The sequence below is a fragment of the Microbacter sp. GSS18 genome, from assembly GCA_029319145.1.
Classification (GTDB): domain Bacteria; phylum Actinomycetota; class Actinomycetes; order Actinomycetales; family Microbacteriaceae; genus Microbacterium.
On record CP119753.1, the window covers coordinates 2,334,086 to 2,354,999 of the forward strand.

Here is a 20,914-nt window from a genome sequence, read left to right on the forward strand (position 1 = left end):
CGCTCAGGCCGGCACGCGCGCGTGGCGGAACCGCACGCGCGTGCCGGGCCGCGCCTGCCCGAACGCGTCGATGCCGGCATCGGTCGCCACCGCGATGACCGGGTAGCCGCCCGTCACGGGACCGTCGGCCATGAGCACCGTGGGCCGGCCGCTGGGCGGGACCTGCAGGGCGCCGGGCACCATGCCCTCGCTCGGCACCTCGCCGTCCCGGATACGCTCGAGCTCGGGGCCGTCGAGGCGGATGCCGACCCGGTCGGCCTGCCCCGACACGGTCCAGACGGCGTCGTAGAGCACGTGGCGCGCGTCAGGCGTGAACCAGCCCGAGCGCGGACCCGGGGCCAGCTCCACCACGATCTCGGCATCCGGAGGCGTCCACGGGGCGATGTCGGCCGCGGGAGGGGTCTGCGCCGGCACGTGTGCGAACGCGACCTCGGAGCCCGCGGCGAGCGGCCGCGGGCCGAGCCCCGCCATGAGATCGGTCGCGCGCGAGCCGAGCACGACCGGCCCGTCCCATCCGCCGCGCACGGCGAGGTAGGCGCGCGCGCCCTGCGCGAACCAGCCGATCCAGAGCTCCTCGCCCGCCCCCCACCGGAAGGCGCGGCCGGGGTCGACCGGACGGCCCGCCAGCGTCACCGGCCCCCACGCGCCGGTGACGGCGGCCCACGCATCCGCCGTCGCGACCGCCCGCAACCCGCCCATCGTGACCTCGATGCATGCCGCGCTCTCGGGGTTGCCCACGAGCCGGTTCGCCAGCCGCAGCGAGGCCCGGTCGAGCGCTCCGGACGCCGCGACACCGATCGAGGCGGCCCCCGGCCGCCCGAGGTCCTGCAGCGTCGCCAGCAGCCCCGCCTCGACGACGCGGATGCCCGCCGCGGCGGTGTCGCGCGGCCCGGCATCCGCCGCATCAGCCGCATCCGCTCCCCCGGGTACAGGAGAATCCTGCGCCGCACCTCCTGTCCCCGCGAGATCTCCTGTCTCCGCGGAGGCGGGCGGAAGGGCGGACGCCGCGGCCTCCGCGGAGGCGGGTGGGACGGCGGATGCCGACACCCCGGCGGACACGGACCGCACCGCCCGGAACCGCACGGCGTCGCCCGGAGTCAGCAGCGCGGGGGCATCCGCATCGGGGTCGAACAGGCGGGCGGCGGTGGTGCCGAGCAGACGCCAGCCGCCCGGAGTGTCGCGCGGATACGCGCCGCTGAACTCGCCGGCCACGCCCACCGACCCCGCCGGCACGCGCGTGCGCGGCGACGCCAGGCGCGGGACGTCGAAGGGCCAGTCGTCGCTCACGAGGTAGCCGAACCCCGGGGCGAATCCGGTGAACGCGACCCTCCACGCCGCGCTCGTGTGCCGCGCGACGAGCTCGTCCGCCGACAGCCCCAGCAGCGCCGCCGTGTCGGCGAGGTCGGCCCCGTCGTAGGCCACGTCGATGTCGATCGCGCGGGACTCGGTCGCCGTGGCCGCGGCATCCGCCCCCTCCGCTCGCTCGATCCACGCCTTCGCGGCTGCGAGCGCGCACACCTCCGGGTCGACGCGGACGAGCACCGTCCGGGCAGCGGGCACCAGGTCGACCACGCCGTCGGGGCGGGATGCGGCGAGCGCGGCGTGCAGCGCGAGCACGTCGCCGAGCGTCGGGACCTCGGCCAGCAGCGCCGTCGCGCCGAAGGGAAGGATGCGCATCACCGGCGCCGTCCGCTCACCACGGCGCCCGCACGTCGACGCCGGCCGCGGCGAGCGCCTCGCGCACCGACCGCGCCATCGCGACGGCAGCCGGGGTGTCGCCGTGCACGCAGAGCGACCGCGCCTGCACCTCGATCGTGGCGCCGTCGACGGCGATCACGGTTCCCGTGACCGCGAGCGACACCGCGCGCTCGGCGACCTCGGCCGGGTCCTCGAGCAGGGCGCCCGCCTCGGAGCGGGGCACGAGCGTGCCGTCGGCCCGGTAGCCCCGGTCGAGGAAGGCCTCCTGCACGAACGGCAGCCCGCGCTCGGCGGCGGCGCGGGCGACCTCGCCGCCGAGGCCCAGCAGCGGCAGCGCGCGGCCGAGCCGCTCCGAGAGCTCGGCGACCGCGTCGGCGACGACGGCCGCCTGCTCGGCATCCGCCACGATCGTGTTGTAGAGCGCGCCGTGCGGCTTGACGTAGCGGATGTCCGCGCCCGCCTCGTGCAGGCGCGCGACCTGCTCGTGGAAGCTCGCCCGCAGCACGGCGGGCGGCAGGCTCATGGCCGTGCGCCCGAAGTTCGCCCGGTCGGGGTAGGAGGGATGCGCGCCGATCGCGACGCGATGCCGCGCCGCACGCACGACCGCGTCGCGCACCGACGCCGCGTCGCCGGCGTGCCCGCCGCACGCGACGCTCGCGCTCGAGACGACGGCGAACATCGCCTCGTCGTCGGCCGTCGGCACGCCCTCGACCGTCTCGCCGAGGTCGGCGTTAAGATCGATCGTGGCCATGCTTCCACGCTAGCCGCGTCGCCGCGTCGTCGGGCGGCTACCGTGGAGTCCATGGCGCGGGCACGACACGACGCCGACGCACCGCAGGCGCGGCTGTCGGACGGGACGATCGCGCGCGTCGTCCCCGGCCGGTACGCCGGCGGCTGGGAGCTCGACGTCGACGGCACTCCCCAGTCGCACGTCGACCTCGACGACCCGACCCACCTGCACTTCGAATACGTCGCGCGCATGGGCGCGGTGATCGACCGCCTCCGGATGCCGGGCCAGCCGCTCACCGCCGTGCATCTCGGCGCCGGGGCGCTGACGATCCCGCGGTACATCGAGCACACCCGGCCGGGATCGCGTCAGCAGGTCGTCGAGATCGAGCAGCCCCTCGTGGACCTGGTGCGCGAGCACCTTCCGCTGCCGCGCGGCGCATCGATCCGCATGCGCATCGGCGACGCACGCGACGTCCTCTCGCGGCTGCCCGCGGGGCTCGTCGGGAACGTCGACCTGCTCGTGTCCGACGTCTACAGCGGCGCCCAGACGCCCGCGCACCTGACGACGCTGGAGTTCTACACGGCGGCGGCGCGGATGCTTGCCCCCGACGGCGTCCTTCTCGTCAACGTCGCCGACGGGGCGGGGCTCGCCTTCGCACGTCGGCAGGTCGCGACCGTGCGCGTCGTGCTCGAGCACGTCATCGTCCTCGCCGAGGTGCAGACGCTCAAGGGCCGGCGCTTCGGGAACCTGGTCGTCGCGGCGTCCCCCGCGCCGCTTCCCACCGCGTGGCTGCCGCGCATCATGGCCGCCGGCCCCCACCCCGCCAAGGTCGCCCAGGGGGCCGAGCTGGACGAGTTCGTCCGGGGCGCGCGCGTGAGCACGGACGCCGATGCGACGGCGTCCCCGAAGCCTGCGGCATCCGTCTTCGACCGCTGAAGCGGCGCGGCTCCCGGGCAAAGCACGCGGCTCCGGGCACACTGGATTGGCGAGCCCGGATGGGCGAAAGGAGACACGGTGAGCTACATCCTCGGGTACGACCCCGACACACTGCGCGAGAAGGTCGACCCGCGCCGGTGCTCGGAGCGCCTCGCGGAGATCGGCGAGCAGCGGAGCCTCCCCGCGCTGCTCGAGCGCGTGTGGCTGCTGAAGGTCCTGGACCGCCTCGACGAGGCCATCGTCCTGTCGGACCAGTCGGTGCGTGTCGCCAGAATGGCCGGCACCCGCAAGGACCTGCTGCGGGCCCGCATCCTGCACGCGTCGGTGCAGCAGTGGCGCGGCGCGTACGCGGCCGCCGTCCAGGAGCTCACGATGTGCGCGGAAGAGGCCGAGGGCCAGGAGTGGTCGGGGATCGCGGCTTTCGCGTACCAGCACCGGGGGAAGGCGTACTTCGACACCGAGGACTACGATCTTGCCCGATCGGACTTCAAGCGCGCGCTGTTCCTGAGACAGGATGCCGGCGCGACCGGCGAGCAGCTCGAGTCCACGCTCCTCGCCGTCGACGCCGCCGAGCGCCGCCAGGCCGCCGCCGCGGTCGCGAGCTGAGTGTCGTAGGTACGTTCTAATATCACGGGCATGTCGGAACTGCGCGATGTCCGCCGCTGGGCGGAGGCCCTCATCACACTCCACCTCGATGCGTCGTGGACCTTCGCGTTCGACAACGCCAAGCGACGCGCGGGCCTGTGCGACTACACGCGCAAGCGCATCAGCGTGTCGCGCTACCTCGCGGCGCGCTACGACGACGACACGAACCACCAGACGCTGCTGCACGAGGTCGCGCACGCGCTGGCAGGCGCCGGCGCCGGGCACGGGCCGCAGTGGAAGGCGCAGGCGCGGGAGCTCGGCTACGTCGGCGGCACCACCCACCACGGCGAGACCGCGACCGAGCTGGCCCCGTGGGTCGGCGTGTGCCCGGGCGGCCATGTCGCGTACCGGCATCGGCGCGTCACGCGCGCGACCTCGTGCGCGAAGTGCGCGCCCCACTTCGACGAGCGCTACCTGTTCTCGTGGACCCGCCGTGAGATCACGCCCGCGACGCGCCTGGCCGCACTGACCCCGCGCTGACCCGGCTGATCGACCCACCGAAGCTGCGCCGCGGCTCCTCTCGCGAGGGGCTGCAGGGGGCAGAACCTGCGCCCCACAGCACCCCGGAACCCGCCCCAAGCGCCACCCTCCCCCGGGCGACCCCCGCACCCACCACGAAAGTGGCAGAAGAAGCCACCTCAACCGCGGCGAGGCAGCAGGAACCGCCACCTCGGGCGGAACGCGGCGCTCAGAGGGCGCGGAAGTAGCCGGCGTCGAGGACGGGAACCGTCACGTCGACGTCGACCTCGGTGGCGTGCAGCACGTCGTCCTGCTCGCCGAGTCCGATGAGCTCCTGTCCCGATCCGCTCGCGGCGATCAGGTGACGCATCGAGCCACCGAGCCCGCGGAAGGACTCCCCCGCGGCGGCGGCCTCGGGCGAGGTGTGATCGATGCCGTGTTCGGCGAGGGCGTCGATGACGGCCCCGGCGCCGAGCAGGTCCTCGACGGCGAAGCGGACCGGCGCGTGCACGTCCGAGCCGATGCGCTCGCCGGCCGCGATCACCGCGACACTGGTGCGCTCGCCGCGACGGTCCTGCTCGTCGGCGATCGCCTGCGCGACGGCCGACGCATTGCGCAGGCACCCGAGCATGACCAGTCCGGCGGTCTCGGCGGCCCGTCCGACGATGGGTGCACCGTTGAGCGACACCGCGTGCGCGTCGTCATCCAGCAGCACGCGCTCCCCCGCAGCCACCGCACCGGTCACCGCGGTCGAGTACCGCAGCACGTCCACGACCACCACCACGTCGGCGGGCGCGAGGCGGCCGAGGCCGATCACACCCCATTCGTGGCGGACCTGGTATCGCTGCTGGTCGTACGGGCTCGAGATATGGTCGGGCATCCTTCCAGGGTACGTGGTCGGTGATGACACACTGGGGGCATGCGGATCCTGCTGAAGCTGGTGATCGACTGCGATGCGGATGCCGCGTGGCGCGCGCTGCACTCGCCGCGGGCCGTGGCCGAGTTGTACGGTCCCCTGCTCGAGATGACGCCGATGGCCGCCGAAGGCCTGCCCACCGCGCTCGAACCCGGGGCCGATGTGCCCGTCGTGCTGTCGGCGGCCGGAGTGCCGGTGGGTCGCCAGCTCATCCACGTCAGCGACCGCTACGTCGAGGACTCGCGCGGTCCGGTGCGCATCCTGCGCGACTCCGGCATCCCGCTCACCGGCCCCCTGGCGGCCTTGGACGTGTGGGATCACCAGATGGCCGTCTCCCCGGCTCCGGGCGACCCGTCGAAGACGTTGTGGCGGGATCGCCTCGTGATCGGCGGCGCCGCCGCACCGGCCCTGTGGCCCATGCTGTGGGCGACATGGCAGTGGCGGGGCGCCCGCATCCGCGCCATGGCTCCGACGTGGGCACACGATCCCGAGACCGGCGAAGCCGAGTCGACCTAGGTCCCGGACCTTCGACCTCCCGGCGCGTCGGTGACCACGCTCCGGCGGCCGGGGCGCCTGGCTTTCGGACGGCCGACGCCCCGGCGACGATCCCGCGAGCCTCGGCGCAGTCACACCCCCTATCGCCCCTGCCGCATGCCGCGCTATCTTCGGCCCGAGGTCAGGAGGAGCCGATGCCCGCAGAAGCCATGCCGCCCACGGGCGGGCCGCCGCCCGACGGCGTGAAGACGTGCGACGCCAGCGGCATGGCCATGATCCACCGGGTCTTTCGCGTCGGGTTCGGCGAAGGCCCGGACCTCGTCGGGCGCGTCGCCGCGGGCGACACCGCACACGCCGAAGCCGTCGCCGCGCAGCTGAACATGCTGTCGGTGGGCCTCCACGCCCACCATGAGGGCGAGGATGAGCGGCTGTGGGGTCCGCTCGAACAGCGGGCGCCGAGCTGCGCCGAGCACGTCGGGCGCATGAAGCAGCAGCACGCCGAGATGCTGACGCACCTGCACGCGCTGGACGCCGCGCTGCCGGCATGGCGAGCCACCGCGACCGGACCCGAGGCCGTGCTGCAGGCGCTCGACGGCATCAACGCGGCCCTCGCGGTGCACCTGCCCGACGAAGAGGAGAACATCGTGCCGGTGATGGAGACGACCATCACCGAGAGGGAGGCGCAGTGGTTCTCGGAGCACGGGCGCAAGGCCACGCCGAAGGGTCAGACCTGGAACATGATCGGGACGCTCCTGCGCGCGCAGCCCGATCCCGATGCGACGCTGCGGGAGGACTTCCCCGCACCGTTCCGGCTCGTCTGGCGTGTGATCGGCAAGCCCCGATACGAGAAGAACCGTGTGGTGCTCGAGGGGCGCCGACCCTGAGCGGCACCCCGCGAGGAGCGTCCCGCCACGCACCCCCCCTGCCGCGCGGACGGCGAAGGCTTTACTGTTCGGACATAGGCCGAAACCGCGGGGAAATGTGGGAGCAGAAAGATCGCCTCACGGGGTGGAACCCACGGGACCCGACCCGGTCCCCGTCGGCCAGTCCGAAGCGGTGCAGCAGGAACGGGGATGGACCATGACGACAGTACGTGCAGCGATATCGCAGACCACGTGGACCGGCGACAAGGAGTCCATGCTCGACAAGCATGAGGGCTTCGTCCGGGACGCCGCCGCCCAGGGCGCTCAGGTGATGTGCTTCCAGGAGCTCTTCTACGGGCCGTACTTCGGGATCACGCAGGACAAGAAGTACTACCGCTTCGCCGAGCCGGCCGACGGCCCCATCGTGCAGCGCTTCGCGGATGTCGCGAAGGAGCTCGGGGTCGTGATGGTGCTCCCCATCTACGAGGAGCAGCAGACCGGCGTGTACTACAACACCTCGGTCCTCGTCGACGCCGACGGGACCGTGCTCGGCCAATACCGCAAGAACCACATCCCGCACGTCGAGAAGTTCTGGGAGAAGTTCTACTTCCGCCCGGGCAACATGGGCTACCCCGTGTTCGAGTCGGCCGTCGGCAAGATCGGCATGTACATCTGCTACGACCGGCACTTCCCCGAGGGATGGCGCGAGCTCGGGCTCAACGGCGCGCACATGGTGTTCAACCCGAACGCGACCAAGCCCGGCCTGTCCAACCGCCTGTGGGAGATCGAGGGCCCGGCCGCAGCTGTGGCGAACGGCTACTACGTGCTCCAGCCGAACCGCGTGGGTCTCGAGGACAACGAGTACGGCGACGACGCGGTGTTCTTCTACGGCAACAGCCAGGTGATCGACCCCCGCGGCAACTTCGTCGGCGACATCGGCTCGAGCGAGCACGAGGAGCTGCTCGTGCGCGATCTCGACCTCGACCTGGTGCAGCAGATGCGCGACGACTGGCAGTTCTACCGCGATCGCCGCCCCGACACCTACGGCGACATCGTCGCCCCCTGACCCCACCCGCGGCCATGTCCGACGAGGCGAGCGAAGCGGTGCCGATGTCGCCGTCGCCGGCATCGGGTCTGGCGGGAGGCGACCGAAGGCCGCCGGGGGCATGCGACGGCGACATCGGCACCGCGCAGCGGGCCACCGACAGACGCAGCGCATGCGCCGCGCACCGCACGACCTGAAGGAGGAGCAATGGCAACCACACTCATCAAAGGCGGGACCGTCGTCTCGGCGACCGGCCGCGGGGAAGCGGACGTCCTCGTCGACGGCGAGACGATCGTCGCGGTGCTCGCGCCGGGATCCGAGCTGCTCGGCACCGACCTCACGGCATCCGTGGACACCGTCATCGACGCGACCGGCAAGTATGTGATCCCGGGCGGGATCGACGCCCACACGCACATGCAGCTGCCGTTCGGCGGCACGTTCGCGTCCGACACGTTCGAGACCGGAACGCGCGCGGCGGCGTGGGGCGGAACCACCACGATCATCGACTTCGCGGTGCAGAAGTACGGCGAGCGGGTCGAGGACGGCCTCGCCCATTGGCACGAGCTGGCGGCCGGCAACTGCGCCATCGACTACGGCTTCCACCAGATCATCGGCGGCGTCGACAAGGACTCCCTCGCGGCGATGCCGAAGCTCATCGACGAGGGCATCACGAGCTTCAAGCTCTTCATGGCCTATCCGGGCGTGTTCTACTCCGACGACGCGCAGGTGCTCCGGGCGATGCAGATCTCGGCCGAGACCGGGATGCTGACGATGATGCACGCCGAGAACGGCCCGGCGATCGACGTGCTCGCCGAGCAGCTGGTCGCGAAGGGCAACACCAGCCCCTACTTCCACGGCAAGGCGCGCGCGTGGCAGATGGAGGAAGAGGCCACGCACCGCGCGATCATGCTGTCGAACCTCACCGGCGCGCCGCTCTACGTCGTGCACGTCAGCGCGAAGCAGGCCGTCGAGCAGCTCGCGTGGGCGCGCGACAACGGGCAGAACGTGTTCGGCGAGACCTGCCCGCAGTACCTGTACCTGTCGCTCGAGGAGCAGCTGGGTGCGACCAGTGAGGAATGGGGCGACTTCGAGGGCGCCAAGTGGGTGTGCTCCACGCCGCTTCGCTCGCGCGAAGAGGGCCACCAGGATCACATGTGGCAGGCGCTGCGCACCAACGACCTGCAGATGGTCTCGACCGACCACTGCCCGTTCTGCATGAAGGACCAGAAGGAGCTGGGCCTGGCGGACTTCCGCGCGATCCCCAACGGCATCGGCTCGGTCGAGCACCGCATGAACCTCATGTACCAGGGAGTCGTGACCGGCGAGCTCACGCTCGAGCGCTTCGTGGAGCTGACCTCGACGACGCCGGCGCGCATGTTCGGCCTGTACGGCAAGAAGGGCGTCATCCAGCCGGGAGCGGATGCCGACATCGTCGTCTACGACCCCGACGGGCACACGTCGATCGGGTATGAGAAGACCCATCACATGAACATGGACCACTCCGCGTGGGAGGGCTACGAGATCGACGGCCACGTCGACACCGTCATCGCCCGCGGCAAGGTCGTCGTCGACGGCGACCAGTACCTGGGCGCGAAGGGCGACGGCAAGTTCCTCAAGCGGGGCCTCAGCCAGTACCTCACCTGATCCGTACCACCCCGTGTCCCACTTCTGGTCGCCTGGCGAAGCCGCAGGCGACCAGAAGTGGGACATGAACCACACCGACACCAGAGAGGCAGGGATCGACATGGACTTCGGCGTCGTCCTGCAGACCAACCCGCCCGCCGCACGCACCGTGCAGCTGGCCAAACTGGCCGAGGCCCACAGCTTCAGCCACGTGTGGACCTTCGACTCCCACCTGCTGTGGCAGGAGCCGTACGTCATCTACTCGGCGATCCTCGCCGAGACCAAGCGCGTCACCGTCGGCCCGTTCGTCACGAACCCCGCCACGCGCGACTGGACGGTCACGGCATCCGTGTTCGCCACGCTCAACGAGATGTACGGCAACCGCACGATCTGCGGCATCGGCCGCGGTGACTCCGCGGTGCGCGTCACCAACGGGCGCCCGTCGTCGATGGCCGAGCTGCGCGAGTCGATCCACGTCATCCGCGAGCTCGCGAACTCACGCCCGGTCGAGTACAAGGGCTCGACGCTGCAGTTCCCATGGAGCCGCGGATCGAAGCTCGACATGTGGGTCGCAGCGTACGGCCCCATGGCGCTCAAGCTCACCGGTGAGGTCGGCGACGGCTTCATCCTCCAGCTGGCCGACCTCGACATCGCCGCGTGGATGATCAAGACCGTGCGGGATGCCGCCGAGGCGGCGGGTCGCAACCCCGACGACATCGCGTTCTGCGTCGCCGCCCCGATGTACATCGGCGACGACATCGAGCACATGCGCGACCAGACGCGCTGGTTCGGCGGGATGGTCGGCAACCACGTCGCCGACATCGTCTCGAAGTACGGCCACCAGGGCGACGGGGTGCCGCAGGCCCTCACCGACTACATCGCCGGCCGCACCGGCTACGACTACAACACGCACGGCAAGGCGGACAACGACCACGTCGACTTCGTGCCCGACGAGATCGTCGACCGGTTCTGCGTCCTCGGCACCGCCGAGCAGCACATCGAGAAGCTGAAGGCCCTCGCCGACCTCGGCGTCACGCAGTTCGCCGGCTACCTCCAGCACGACAACAAGGAGGAGACGATGCGGGTCTACGGCGAGACCGTGATCCCCGCATTGACCGAGCACGTGACGGCCAAGGCATGACGGCCGCCCCGCCGGAGTCCCCGCCCGCGGCGCGCGCCGCGCGGTCGCTCGCGCGCACGCGCCGGTGGTACACGGCGGGCTGGGGCGTTCTGGGCGTCCTCGCGGTCATCCTCGTGTGGGAGGTCTACAAGTTCCTCGGCCCGGCGGAGGGCCTGGTCGTCGGCGCCGTCGAGGGCGAGACCGGATCCGGCGTGATGCTCCTCCCGCGCACCCACGACCGCGCCATGCCGCACGTGTGGGACATGGTGGCGCGCCTGTTCGAGCCCACGAGCGGCGGCGACACCCCGGCGCTGTGGGTGACGGTCCTGGGCGCGGCGTTCCTCACGCTCGGCATCGCCGCGGTCGGCTGGGTCATCGGCGTCGTCGTCGGCGGGGTCCTGGGACTGGTCATGCAGCGCTGGCGCCTCGTCGAGTGGGGCCTGCTCCCGTGGATCGTCGTGAGCCAGATCGTGCCCCTCATCGCGTTCGCGCCGGTTGTCAACGCGATCGGCAACCAGATCGACCGCGACGTCATGCCGTGGCCGCAGTGGCTGTCGGTCGCCGTCATCGCGTCGTACCTCGCCTTCTTCCCGGTCGCCGTCGGCGTGCTGCGCGGCCTCGCGGCCCCCGATCGCATCCATGTCGACCTGATGCGCACCTACGCCGCCGGCTACTGGGCGACGCTGGTCCGGCTGCGTCTGCCCGCATCCGTCCCCTATCTGCTGCCCGCGCTGCGCCTGGCCGCAGCCAACGCCGTCGTCGGCGCCGTCGTCGCCGAGGTCTCGATCGGCATGCGCGGAGGCATCGGGCGCATGCTGCTGCAGCTGGCCGGGCAGGCCTCGGCCGACCCCGCCGCCCCCTGGGGCCCCACATTCGGGTCGATCCTCATCGGCCTCATCGCCGCAGGCTCCGTCGCCCTCCTCGGGGTCGGGCTGAAGAACTACCGCAGAGGAGAGGCGACCGCATGACCGGACGCACCACGGATGCCGCCCCGTCGGCCACGACCACGACCGCTCCGGCGGTGTCGGCGAGCGGGGTCGAGAAGGTCTTCACGACCAAGACCGGCGACATCACCGCACTCACCGACGTGCACCTCGAGGTCGCGGCGGGCGAGTTCGTCTCGCTCATCGGCCCCTCGGGATGCGGCAAGTCGACGCTGCTTCGTCTGATCGCCGACCTCGACGGGCCGACCGCGGGGTCGCTGGAGATCTTCGGCAAGCCGGCCGCACAGGCCCGCGCCGATCAGGACTACGGCATCGCGTTCCAGCAGGCCGGGCTGCTGCCCTGGCGCACCGTCGCGGGGAACATCTCGCTCCCGCTGGAGCTGCACGGCCACGCCCGCGCCGAGCGCACGGCGCGGGTCGCGGAGCTCGCCGAACTCGTGAACCTGTCGGATTTCGTCGACCGCTACCCCGATGAGCTGTCGGGCGGCATGCAGCAGCGCGTCGCGATCGCACGGGCGCTCGCCGCGAGCCCCCGTCTGCTGCTGATGGACGAGCCCTTCGGCGCCCTCGACGAGATGACGCGCGAGTACCTGCAGTCCGAGCTCACGCGCATCGCCGCCGAGACCGGCGCCGCCGTCGTGTTCGTCACCCACTCAATCCCCGAGGCGGTGTTCCTGTCGGATCGCGTCGTGGTGATGAGCCCGCGACCGGGCCGCATCACCGAGGTGATCGAGACGACCTTCGGCGACACCCGCGACGAGGATCTGCGCGAATCGCCGGCGTACTTCGAGCGCGTCACCGCGGTGCGCGAGGCGCTGCACGGCACCCGCATCGAGAGGGCGAACGAGCGATGACGGCCGCCCCTCCCGGTGATGTCGGGCTCACGCGCGCCCGGCCGGTGCGGCGTGCCTCGCAGGAGCGCCCGCTGCCGTCGTGGCTGCGCTTCGTCGCGCCGGTCGCCGTCGGGGTCATCGGCCTCGTGCTGTGGGTGATCTACGTCGACGTGCTCGGCGCCGCACCCCGGATGCTGCCGAGTCCGTTCGCGGTCATCGCCGAGTTCATCACGCGCTGGGGCATCATCTCGGAGGACATGCTCATCACGGGCACGAACGCCCTGATCGGGCTGACCTTCGGCACGCTGTTCGCGCTCGTGCTGGCCGGCCTCGCCGCCGCCGTCGGCCCCGCGGATCGGATGCTGGCTCCGCTGGTGGCGGCGATCGCGGTCGTCCCGATCGTCGCCCTCACGCCGATCTTCAACACCATGTTCGGCGCGTCCAGCCAGTTCGGACGCATCGCCGTCGCGACCATCGCCGCGTTCGTGCCGGTGTTCATCAACGTGCTGCGGGGCCTGCGCCAGACCGACCCCGTCCACCGCGATCTCATGCGAGCTTCGGCGGCCTCCGCCTCCCAGACGTTCCGCCATCTGACGCTTCCCGCAGCCCTCCCCCACCTCATGACGGGCCTGCGCATCGCCAGCTCGCTCGCCGTCATCGCCGCGCTCGTCGCGGAGTACTTCGGCGGCCCCGCCGACGGCATCGGCACCGCGATCGCCACCTACGCCAAGTCCGGGCGCGCGGCGCTGGCGTGGGCGTACGTGTTCGGCGGCATCCTGATCGGCCTCATCTTCTTCCTCGCCACCTCGCTGCTCGAGCGGCTGGTGACGAGGCGTCCGCCGGCCTGACCGGCACCTGCACCACCAGCACCACCCTGCAACACCCCTGCACCAACCTGCACCACCCCATCGTGAAAGGAACACCATGAGACACAGCATCCGACGCGGCCTGATCGCCGCGTCCACCCTGACCGTCGCGGCCCTCACGCTCGCGGCGTGCTCGGGCGGCACGAGCGAGTCGACGGACGACGCCACGACGGACGAGTTCGAGCCCCTCACCGAGATCAGCCTGCAGCTGCAGTGGCTGCCCCAGGCGCAGTTCGCCGGCTACTACATCGCCCAGGAGATGGGCTACTTCGAGGAGGAGGGCTTCGACGCCGTCGAGATCGTCCCGTCCGGCGGCGACATCGTCCCGCAGGACGCCCTGGTCGCCGGCGACGTCGACTTCGCCATCGCGTGGGTCCCCAAGGTGCTCGGCACGCTCGAGGCCTCGGGCGTCGAGCTGACCGACATCGCCCAGGTGTTCCAGACCTCGGGCACCCTGCAGGTGTCGTGGGCCGACGACGGCATCAGCTCGGTCGCGGACTTCGAGGGCAAGCGCATCGGCTCGTGGGGCTTCGGCAACGAGTGGGAGATCTTCGCGGCGATGGCCGCAGACGGCCTCGACTCGACCACCGTGTCGATCACGACGCAGGACTTCTCCATGAACGCCCTGCTCGACGGCGACGTGGACGCCGCGCAGGCGATGACCTACAACGAGTGGGCGCAGATCCTCGAGGTCACGAACCCCGAGACGGGCGAGCTGTATCAGCCCGACGACTTCAACGTCGTGTCGTACGAGGACACCGAGGGCGCCATGCTGCAGGACGCCATCTGGGCCGACACCGAGCGCCTGGACTCCGACCCGGCCTACGCCGACGCAGCCGTTCGCTTCCTCAAGGCCATCACGAAGGGCTGGCTGTACGCGCGTGACAACCCCGAGGACGCGGCGAGCATCGTCTACGACATCGCGTCGAACGCCGAGGCGGCCTTCCCGGTCGGTCCCGTCCACCAGCTGTGGCAGATGAACGAGGTCAACAAGCTCATCTGGACGGGCGCGGACTTCGGCGTCGTCGACGCCGCCGCGTGGGACAAGACCGTCGCCGGTGCGCTGTCGGCGGTCAACCAGGACGGCCTCGAGCTGATCACGACCGAGCCGAGCGACACCGCGTACTCGAACGAGTACATCGAGCAGGCCCTGGCCGAGCTCGCGGACGAGGGCGTCGAGGTCGCCGGCGAGTACACGCCGATCGAGGTCACCCTCACCGAGGGCGGCCAGTAGCAGCGACGACGTGGGGCGTCACGGCGAGGCCGTGGCGCCCCACACCCATTTCCGGAAGGATCGGCCTCATGACCGAAGATCTCGATGCCCGCGCGAAGGAGCTCGACCGCGCGCACGTGTTCCACTCGTGGCTCGCACAGGCGGGCCTGGACCTTCCCGTCGTGGCGGGCGGGTCGGGCACGACGGTGTGGGACCACGCCGGCAATCGGATGCTTGACTTCTCGAGCCAGCTCGTCAACGTCAACATCGGCCACCAGCATCCGAAGGTCGTCCAGGCGATCCAGGAGCAGGCCGCCGAGCTCGCGACCATCGGCCCCGCGACGGCGCACCTGAAGCGCGGCGAGGCCGCCGCGCGCATCGTCGCGAAGGCGCCCGAGGGGTTCTCGAAGGTGTTCTTCACCAACGGCGGCGCGGATGCCATCGAGAACGCGATGCGCATGGCGCGGCTGCGCACCGGACGCGACACCGTGCTGTCCACCTACCGCTCGTACCACGGGAACACCGGCGGGGCCATCGTGGCCACCGGCGACTGGCGGCGCATGCCGAACCAGTTCGCGCGCGGGCACGTGCACTTCTTCGGCCCGTACCTGTATCGCTCGGAGTTCTGGGCGACGACGCCCGAAGAGGAGTCGGCGCGCGCCCTCCACCACCTCGAGCGCGTCATCCAGGCCGAGGGCCCGCAGACGATCGCCGCCGTGCTCCTGGAGTCCGTACCCGGCACGGCCGGCGTCCTCATCCCGCCTCCGGGCTACCTCGCGGGTGTCCGCGCGCTGTGCGACAAGCACGGCATCGTGCTGATCCTCGACGAGGTGATGGCGGGCTTCGGGCGCACCGGCCGCTGGTTCGCGTTCGACGGCTACGACGTGGTGCCCGACCTCATCACCTTCGCCAAGGGCGTGAACTCCGGGTACGTCCCCATCGGCGGCGTGATCATCTCGGACCCGATCGCTGAGGTCTTCGACGAGCGCGTCTTCCCGGGCGGGCTGACCTACTCGGGGCATCCGCTCGCGGCGGCGTCCATCATCGCCTCGATCGACGCCATGGAGTCCGAAGGCATCGTCGACCATGCGGCGGTCATCGGGGCGTCGGCCATCGGACCGGGCCTGCTCGATCTGGCGCACAGGCACCCGCTCATCGGCGAGGTGCGCGGCGAGGGTGTGTTCTGGGTGGCCGAGATGGTCGCCGACCGAGCCACGCGCGAGGCGCTGCCGGCCGCGGGGATGGGCGCGCTGAAGAAGGAGATCATCGCGCGAGGCGTCATGCCGATGATCGTCGAGAACCGCCTGCACGTTGTACCGCCCTGCGTGGTCACGGCCGAACAGGTGGCCCAGGCGATGGCGGTCTTCGACGAGGCGCTGACGGCCGTCGAGAGCGCCTGAGCGGGCCGTCGAGGGGGTTGCGTCCTGGGCGTCCGGGCGCAGACTGGTAGACGGCCCCCACGAAGGGCCCTCGATGGAGAGGACCGACATGACCGACACCAGCACGCTCGAGCAGGCTGCGCCTGCCGCCACCACGATCGTCGACCACTGGGTGGGCGGCGCCTTCTGGGCGGGAGCATCCGACCGCACCGGCGAGGTCTACAACCCCGCGCTCGGCACGGTGCAGCGCGAGGTGCGCTTCGCCACCGCCGACGACGTCGACCACGCGGTCTCGGTCGCATCGGATGCGTTCGAAGCGTGGCGTGATGTGAGCATCGCCAAGCGCCAGCAGATCATGTTCGCGTTCCGCGAGATCGTCAACGCCCGAAAGGACGAGCTGGCGCGCATCCTGACGAGCGAGCACGGCAAGGTGCTCTCGGACGCGCACGGCGAGATCGCCCGCGGCCTCGAGGTGGTCGAGTTCGCGTGTGGCCTCGGACAGCTCACGAAGGGCGCGTACAGCGAGAACGCCTCCAGCGGCATCGACGTCTACACCCTCCGCCAGCCGCTCGGCGTCGTCGGGATCATCAGCCCCTTCAACTTCCCGGCGATGGTGCCGATGTGGTTCTTCTCGATCGCGATCGCCGCGGGCAACGCGGTCGTGCTCAAGCCGAGCGAGAAGGATCCGTCCGCGGCGAACTGGATGGCCGCGGCGCTCGCCGAGGCGGGACTGCCCGACGGGGTCTTCAACGTCGTGCACGGCGACAAGGTGGCCGTCGACGCGCTGCTGGAGCATCCGGATGTCCGCTCGATCTCGTTCGTGGGATCCACGCCCATCGCCCGCTATGTCTACGAGACGGGCACCCGCGCCGGCAAGCGCGTGCAGGCGCTCGGCGGGGCGAAGAACCACATGCTGGTCCTTCCGGACGCCGACCTCGACCTCGCCGCCGACGCCGCCGTCAACGCCGGATTCGGGTCGGCCGGCGAGCGCTGCATGGCGATCTCCGTGGTGCTGGCGGTCGACACGATCGCCGATCAGCTCGTCGAGAAGATCGCCGAGCGCATGGGGCGCCTGCGCACCGGCGACGGGCTGCGCGGCTGCGACATGGGTCCGCTCATCACAGGCGTCCACCGCGACAAGGTGGCCGGCTACGTCGACGTCGCCGCGGGCGACGGCGCCTCGGTGGTCGTGGACGGACGCGGCATCGACGTCGACGGCGACCCGAACGGCTTCTGGGTGGGCCCGACGCTGCTGGACAGCGTGCCGATCACGTCGGCCGCGTACCGCGAGGAGATCTTCGGCCCCGTGCTGTCGGTCGTGCGCGTCGACGGCTACCAGGAGGGCCTCGACCTCATCAACTCGGGCGCGTTCGGCAACGGCACGGCGATCTTCACCAACGACGGCGGAGCGGCGCGCCGCTTCCAGCGCGAGGTGCAGGTCGGGATGATCGGCATCAACGTGCCGATCCCGGTGCCGGTCGCCTACCACTCGTTCGGCGGCTGGAAGGCATCGCTGTTCGGCGACGCGAAGGCCTACGGCCCCCACGGGTTCGAGTTCTTCACCGCCGAGAAGGCGATCACGAGCCGATGGCTCGACCCGTCGCACGGCGGCATCAACCTCGGCTTCCCGCAGCACACCTGACCGCCCGGGCAGGCTCGACCCATCGCACGGCGCCTCAGCCTCGGGTTCCCGCAGCGCACCTGACGACCCCGGCGGGCTCGACCTGCATGTCCCACTTCTTGCCGCCCGGACGGCGCCGAAGCGGCAAGAAGTGGGACACAGGGAGGGATGGGGCGCGGTCTCGAGCGGTGCGGGCCGAAGGGAGGCGCGGTCCGATAGCGTGAACGCGATCGAACGCGCGCGCACGGTCGGGATCGCATCGACGACGATCATCCGGACGGCGCCCGGACCCGCCGACTCGCAGAAGAGGAACGCCCATGCAGATCACCGCCGCCGTCGCCGACCACACCGGAGCGCGCATCGAACTCGAGCAGCTCGAGCTGGACGATCCCGGCCCCGGCGAAGTGCGCGTGCGACTCGTCGCGACGGGCGTGTGCCACACCGACACCATCACGCGCGACGGCGATCTGCCGCTGCCGCTGCCGGGCGTGCTCGGCCACGAGGGCGCGGGCGTCGTCGACGCCGTCGGCGAGGGCGTCACCTCGGTCGAGGTCGGCGACCACGTGGTGATGGGTTGGGCCTTCTGCGGCGAGTGCCGCAACTGCCGACGGGGCGAGCCGAAGTACTGCGACCAGACCGGCCCCGCGGTCGCGGCGGGCGTGCGCTTCCAGGGACCGCTCGTCGGGACCAGCGCGTATCACCGTCCGGACGGCTCGGCGATCTCGGGGCACTTCTTCGGGCAGTCCTCGTTCGCGACGTATTCGATCGCCCTCGCCACATCTCTCGTGAAGGTCCCGAAGGACGCTCCGCTGGAGCTTCTCGGCCCGCTCGCGTGCGGCCTGAGCACGGGTGCAGGCGCGATCCTGAACACCGCGAAGCCCGCGCCCGGCGAGACGGTCGTCGTCTTCGGCGCCGGTGCGGTCGGTCTCGCCGCCATCATGGCCGCTCGCACCACGCCCGCGACCGCGATCGTCGCCGTCGACCTCCACGATTCGCGGCTCGAGCTGGCGAGGAAGTACGGCGCGACCGCCACGGTGAACGCGAAGGATCCGGACGCCGACGCGGCGATCCTCGCCGCGTGCGGAGGCCGCGTCGACTACGCGGTCGAATGCACCGGCGTCATCGCGGTGGTCGAGCAGGCCGTCCGCATCATCGGCATGCTCGGCACGGTGCTCCTCATCGGCGGGGCGCCGGCGGGCGCGTCGTTCACCGTCGATCATCTGCCGGCGCTGTGGGGCAAGCGCATCATCGGGACGCTCGGCGGCTCGTCCACGAGCGCGGAGTTCATCCCCGCCCTCATCGACCTGCACGCCCAGGGGCGCTTCCCCTTCGACGAGCTCATCGAGTTCTACGACCTCGCGGACGTCGAGACCGCCATCGCCGACAGCCTCTCGGGCAGGGTCATCAAGCCCGTCGTGCGCATCTCGCCGCTGTAGTGCGCCGGCCCGACGCCGTCACGACACCAGCGGGCGGTTCTCGAAGAAGGTCTGCAGCACGACCGTCGTGCGGGTGTTCACCGAGGCGGCGGCGCGGATGTCGCGGATGAGGCCCTCGAGACGCCGCGGGCTCTCGACGCGCGCGAACAGCAGGTAGGCGGCGTCGCCGGCGATGGAGTGGCACGACAGGATCTCGGGCAGGTGCTCGAGCAGCTCGGGGGCGTTGTCGGGCTGGGCGGGGTCGAGCGGCGTGATCTCGATGAAGGCCGACAGGGGTTTGCCCGCGGCCTCGGGATCGACCACAGCGCGGTACCCGGTGATGACGCCGCGGGCCTCGAGCCGGCGGAGGCGCGCCTGGACCGCCGACACCGACAGGCCGGCCGCGGCCGACAGATCGGCGAGCGTCGCCCGGCCGTCGCGTGAGACCTCGGCGACGATGCGGGCGTCGATGGCGTCGTCGAGGCGGGGTGCGGATGCCGGGGCGCTGGGTTCATTCACCGTCATGCACTCGACCCTACCGGTGGAGGAGGGTCTGGGCCGGAAGTTTTCCTGCCAGAACATGCTCTGCACGACATTCCTCTTACAATCGAGCGAGAAACACCCAAGACGACCGTACGAGGATCGGAGGTTCCCATGCCCGGCATCACGCCCGCGCTTCCCGCGCCGACGGCGATCATCGGCGAGCCCGAGGTCGTCGAGGACGCGCGCATCGCCGAATCCTCCGCCGCGTGGCTCCTGCTGAAGGACGCCGCGACGCGCCTGCAGTCCCTGCAGGCCAAGGACGGCAGCGTTCCGGACGCCGCCGATCGCGCCGCGGCCGCCGGACTGGTCGACGCCATCACCGCCGGCATCCGCGCGCTGACGCCCGCCTTCCCCCACGACGGCGCCTACCTGGCGGCAGTGGTGCGCGACTTCGAACGCTGGGCCGCCGACGGCTTCGGCGTGCCGGACTTCCTGGACTCGCTCGTGCAGTTCCAGCCGCAGGAGCACCGCGTCGACGGCATCCGCCACCTCGTCGTCTTCCCGATGTACACGCAGAACGGCTCGCAGAACCGGTTCGTCGAGGCGCTCATCGCCGAGGCGATCTGGCCCGATTTCATCGCGCGTCTCGAGACCGAATACACCAACCGCCTGTTCGTGTCGCTGCGTCTGGTCGACTTCACGCCGGGGTACGACACCAACTCGGCCGTGCTGTTCCCCGAGACGGTCGCGATGCGGGAGATCCCGACCTTCACCTGGGGCGCGATCTTCCAGGACCGCGAAGCGGCGCGCTACCGGCGCGTCGTGCGGGCCGCATCCGAGATCACCAAGCTCGACCTGCCCGCGGGCGCCGCGCTCATGCTGGACGACCAGGACCTCACCGAGAAGACGTTCGTGATGTGGGACCTGATCCACGACCGCACGCACATGCGCGGCGATCTTCCGTTCGACCCGTTCATGATCAAGCAGCGGATGCCGTACTTCCTGTACTCCCTCGAGGAGCTGCGCTGCGACCTGACGGCCTATCGCGAGTGCGTCGCGATCCAGCAGCGCCTGGAAGCGCGGGTGGCGACCGGCGACGAGCTCGACGCGAGCGAGAGCGAGATGCTCGACCACGCGAAGCTCGTTCAGTACGCCGTGCTGTTCGACCGGATCTTCCGCTTCGCCATCACGGGCTCGCGCGTGCGCAACTACGACGGACTCGGCGGTCAGCTGCTGTTCGCGTGGCTGCACCAGCGCGACGTGCTGCACTGGACCGACACGGCGCTCGCGATCGACTGGGCCGACGTGTCCGCGGCGGTCATCGCCCTCGGCGATGCCATCGACGAGCTGTATTGGCGCTCGATCGACCGGCCCAAGACGGCGCACTGGCTGGCGGCGTACGAACTCATCCGCCAGACCCTGGCGCCGAACCCCGCATCGACGTGGGCGCGCGGTCTGCCGGACGCTGTGCTGGCCGGTCCCCCGCGCGGCTACACCGACGCCGTGCTGGACGACGAGTTCCCGCTGTCGATGTTCTATGAAGCGCTCGAGAAGAAGATGCGCCCCGTGATCGCCTCCACGTCCGGCATCACCGGTCGCGCCTGACCCCCGCATGCGCGCCCGCCGGGCC

At 71.2% G+C, this 20,914-nt stretch carries 20 protein-coding genes; 16 read left to right on the top strand and 4 right to left on the bottom strand.

The features are described 5' to 3' along the window. Positions 1–3 precede the first annotated feature (3 nt). Complete coding sequence (locus P0L94_10790; protein ID WES62939.1) at positions 4–1,677, bottom strand: urea amidolyase family protein; 1,674 nt, start codon at positions 1,675–1,677, stop codon at positions 4–6. Between the two features lie 16 nt (positions 1,678–1,693). Beyond that, on the bottom strand, positions 1,694–2,449 hold the full coding sequence (locus P0L94_10795; GenBank protein ID WES62940.1) for a LamB/YcsF family protein: 756 nt from the start codon (positions 2,447–2,449) through the stop codon (positions 1,694–1,696). A 51-nt stretch (positions 2,450–2,500) separates the two neighbouring features. Between P0L94_10795 and P0L94_10800 the strand changes: the two genes are divergently transcribed. The 3 genes from P0L94_10800 to P0L94_10810 all read left to right on the top strand — a co-directional run bounded on the left by P0L94_10800 (position 2,501) and on the right by P0L94_10810 (position 4,489). Beyond that, positions 2,501–3,364 (top strand): fused MFS/spermidine synthase, encoded by an 864-nt coding sequence (locus P0L94_10800; GenBank protein ID WES62941.1) that lies wholly within the window; start codon positions 2,501–2,503, stop codon positions 3,362–3,364. A gap of 78 nt (positions 3,365–3,442) precedes the next feature. Next, a complete protein-coding gene (locus P0L94_10805; GenBank protein WES62942.1) occupies positions 3,443–3,970 on the top strand; it encodes a tetratricopeptide repeat protein in 528 nt (175 codons plus the stop codon). Positions 3,971–4,000: 30 nt separating this feature from the next. Next, a complete protein-coding gene (locus P0L94_10810) occupies positions 4,001–4,489 on the top strand; it encodes a SprT-like domain-containing protein (GenBank protein ID WES62943.1) in 489 nt (162 codons plus the stop codon). Between the two features lie 208 nt (positions 4,490–4,697). On the opposite strand, the gene P0L94_10815 is transcribed toward P0L94_10810, so the two are convergent. After that, positions 4,698–5,348 carry a 2-phosphosulfolactate phosphatase gene (locus tag P0L94_10815; protein WES62944.1) on the bottom strand — a complete coding sequence of 217 codons (651 nt, stop codon included), beginning with the start codon at positions 5,346–5,348 and terminating at the stop codon, positions 4,698–4,700. A gap of 39 nt (positions 5,349–5,387) precedes the next feature. Between P0L94_10815 and P0L94_10820 the strand changes: the two genes are divergently transcribed. The 12 genes from P0L94_10820 to P0L94_10875 all read left to right on the top strand — a co-directional run bounded on the left by P0L94_10820 (position 5,388) and on the right by P0L94_10875 (position 18,822). Then, complete coding sequence (locus P0L94_10820; protein WES62945.1) at positions 5,388–5,900, top strand: hypothetical protein; 513 nt, start codon at positions 5,388–5,390, stop codon at positions 5,898–5,900. Between the two features lie 173 nt (positions 5,901–6,073). Next, entirely contained in the window at positions 6,074–6,763 is a 690-nt protein-coding gene (locus P0L94_10825; GenBank protein WES62946.1) for a hemerythrin domain-containing protein, read from the top strand. 196 nt (positions 6,764–6,959) lie between these two features. Then, positions 6,960–7,808, top strand: coding sequence for a nitrilase-related carbon-nitrogen hydrolase (locus P0L94_10830; GenBank protein WES62947.1), 849 nt, complete (start codon positions 6,960–6,962; stop codon positions 7,806–7,808). Positions 7,809–7,994: 186 nt separating this feature from the next. Next, a complete protein-coding gene (gene hydA, locus P0L94_10835; protein WES62948.1) occupies positions 7,995–9,431 on the top strand; it encodes a dihydropyrimidinase in 1,437 nt (478 codons plus the stop codon). Between the two features lie 64 nt (positions 9,432–9,495). After that, positions 9,496–10,551 (top strand): TIGR03842 family LLM class F420-dependent oxidoreductase, encoded by a 1,056-nt coding sequence (locus P0L94_10840; GenBank protein ID WES62949.1) that lies wholly within the window; start codon positions 9,496–9,498, stop codon positions 10,549–10,551. Next, positions 10,548–11,498: an ABC transporter permease subunit gene (locus P0L94_10845; GenBank protein WES62950.1), complete on the top strand. Its 951-nt coding sequence runs from the start codon at positions 10,548–10,550 to the stop codon at positions 11,496–11,498. The genes P0L94_10840 and P0L94_10845 overlap by 4 nt, the downstream gene beginning before the upstream one ends. Further along, positions 11,495–12,328: an ABC transporter ATP-binding protein gene (locus P0L94_10850; protein ID WES62951.1), complete on the top strand. Its 834-nt coding sequence runs from the start codon at positions 11,495–11,497 to the stop codon at positions 12,326–12,328. The genes P0L94_10845 and P0L94_10850 overlap by 4 nt, the downstream gene beginning before the upstream one ends. Further along, positions 12,325–13,155, top strand: coding sequence for an ABC transporter permease subunit (locus tag P0L94_10855; protein WES62952.1), 831 nt, complete (start codon positions 12,325–12,327; stop codon positions 13,153–13,155). The genes P0L94_10850 and P0L94_10855 overlap by 4 nt, the downstream gene beginning before the upstream one ends. Positions 13,156–13,231: 76 nt before the next feature. Continuing rightward, a complete protein-coding gene (locus P0L94_10860) occupies positions 13,232–14,407 on the top strand; it encodes an ABC transporter substrate-binding protein (protein ID WES62953.1) in 1,176 nt (391 codons plus the stop codon). 68 nt (positions 14,408–14,475) lie between these two features. Then, positions 14,476–15,786, top strand: coding sequence for an aspartate aminotransferase family protein (locus P0L94_10865; protein WES62954.1), 1,311 nt, complete (start codon positions 14,476–14,478; stop codon positions 15,784–15,786). An 88-nt stretch (positions 15,787–15,874) separates the two neighbouring features. Continuing rightward, positions 15,875–17,407, top strand: a complete 1,533-nt coding sequence (locus P0L94_10870) for a CoA-acylating methylmalonate-semialdehyde dehydrogenase (GenBank protein WES62955.1) — start codon at positions 15,875–15,877, stop codon at positions 17,405–17,407. A 296-nt stretch (positions 17,408–17,703) separates the two neighbouring features. Further along, positions 17,704–18,822 (top strand): NAD(P)-dependent alcohol dehydrogenase, encoded by a 1,119-nt coding sequence (locus P0L94_10875; protein ID WES62956.1) that lies wholly within the window; start codon positions 17,704–17,706, stop codon positions 18,820–18,822. A gap of 18 nt (positions 18,823–18,840) precedes the next feature. Here P0L94_10875 and P0L94_10880 read toward each other — a convergent pair whose 3' ends face one another. Then, complete coding sequence (locus tag P0L94_10880; protein ID WES62957.1) at positions 18,841–19,326, bottom strand: Lrp/AsnC family transcriptional regulator; 486 nt, start codon at positions 19,324–19,326, stop codon at positions 18,841–18,843. Between the two features lie 129 nt (positions 19,327–19,455). On the opposite strand from P0L94_10880, the gene P0L94_10885 reads away from it, so the two are divergent. Further along, the gene (locus tag P0L94_10885; protein ID WES62958.1) at positions 19,456–20,889 is read left to right on the top strand and encodes a DUF6421 family protein; all 1,434 of its coding nucleotides are present in this window, start codon (positions 19,456–19,458) and stop codon (positions 20,887–20,889) included. Positions 20,890–20,914 lie beyond the last annotated feature (25 nt).

Excerpts from the sequence above, each read along its gene's own strand:
- P0L94_10790 (WES62939.1), bottom strand. The coding sequence starts at position 1,677 with ATGCGCATCCTTCCCTTCGGCGCGACGGCGCTGCTGGCCGAGGTCCCG.
- P0L94_10795 (WES62940.1), bottom strand. The coding sequence starts at position 2,449 with ATGGCCACGATCGATCTTAACGCCGACCTCGGCGAGACGGTCGAGGGC.
- P0L94_10800 (WES62941.1), top strand. The coding sequence starts at position 2,501 with ATGGCGCGGGCACGACACGACGCCGACGCACCGCAGGCGCGGCTGTCG.
- P0L94_10810 (WES62943.1), top strand. The coding sequence starts at position 4,001 with ATGTCGGAACTGCGCGATGTCCGCCGCTGGGCGGAGGCCCTCATCACA.
- P0L94_10815 (WES62944.1), bottom strand. The coding sequence starts at position 5,348 with ATGCCCGACCATATCTCGAGCCCGTACGACCAGCAGCGATACCAGGTC.
- P0L94_10820 (WES62945.1), top strand. The coding sequence starts at position 5,388 with ATGCGGATCCTGCTGAAGCTGGTGATCGACTGCGATGCGGATGCCGCG.
- P0L94_10825 (WES62946.1), top strand. The coding sequence starts at position 6,074 with ATGCCCGCAGAAGCCATGCCGCCCACGGGCGGGCCGCCGCCCGACGGC.
- P0L94_10830 (WES62947.1), top strand. The coding sequence starts at position 6,960 with ATGACGACAGTACGTGCAGCGATATCGCAGACCACGTGGACCGGCGAC.
- hydA (WES62948.1), top strand. The coding sequence starts at position 7,995 with ATGGCAACCACACTCATCAAAGGCGGGACCGTCGTCTCGGCGACCGGC.
- P0L94_10840 (WES62949.1), top strand. The coding sequence starts at position 9,496 with ATGAACCACACCGACACCAGAGAGGCAGGGATCGACATGGACTTCGGC.
- P0L94_10845 (WES62950.1), top strand. The coding sequence starts at position 10,548 with ATGACGGCCGCCCCGCCGGAGTCCCCGCCCGCGGCGCGCGCCGCGCGG.
- P0L94_10850 (WES62951.1), top strand. The coding sequence starts at position 11,495 with ATGACCGGACGCACCACGGATGCCGCCCCGTCGGCCACGACCACGACC.
- P0L94_10855 (WES62952.1), top strand. The coding sequence starts at position 12,325 with ATGACGGCCGCCCCTCCCGGTGATGTCGGGCTCACGCGCGCCCGGCCG.
- P0L94_10860 (WES62953.1), top strand. The coding sequence starts at position 13,232 with ATGAGACACAGCATCCGACGCGGCCTGATCGCCGCGTCCACCCTGACC.
- P0L94_10865 (WES62954.1), top strand. The coding sequence starts at position 14,476 with ATGACCGAAGATCTCGATGCCCGCGCGAAGGAGCTCGACCGCGCGCAC.
- P0L94_10870 (WES62955.1), top strand. The coding sequence starts at position 15,875 with ATGACCGACACCAGCACGCTCGAGCAGGCTGCGCCTGCCGCCACCACG.
- P0L94_10875 (WES62956.1), top strand. The coding sequence starts at position 17,704 with ATGCAGATCACCGCCGCCGTCGCCGACCACACCGGAGCGCGCATCGAA.
- P0L94_10880 (WES62957.1), bottom strand. The coding sequence starts at position 19,326 with ATGACGGTGAATGAACCCAGCGCCCCGGCATCCGCACCCCGCCTCGAC.
- P0L94_10885 (WES62958.1), top strand. The coding sequence starts at position 19,456 with ATGCCCGGCATCACGCCCGCGCTTCCCGCGCCGACGGCGATCATCGGC.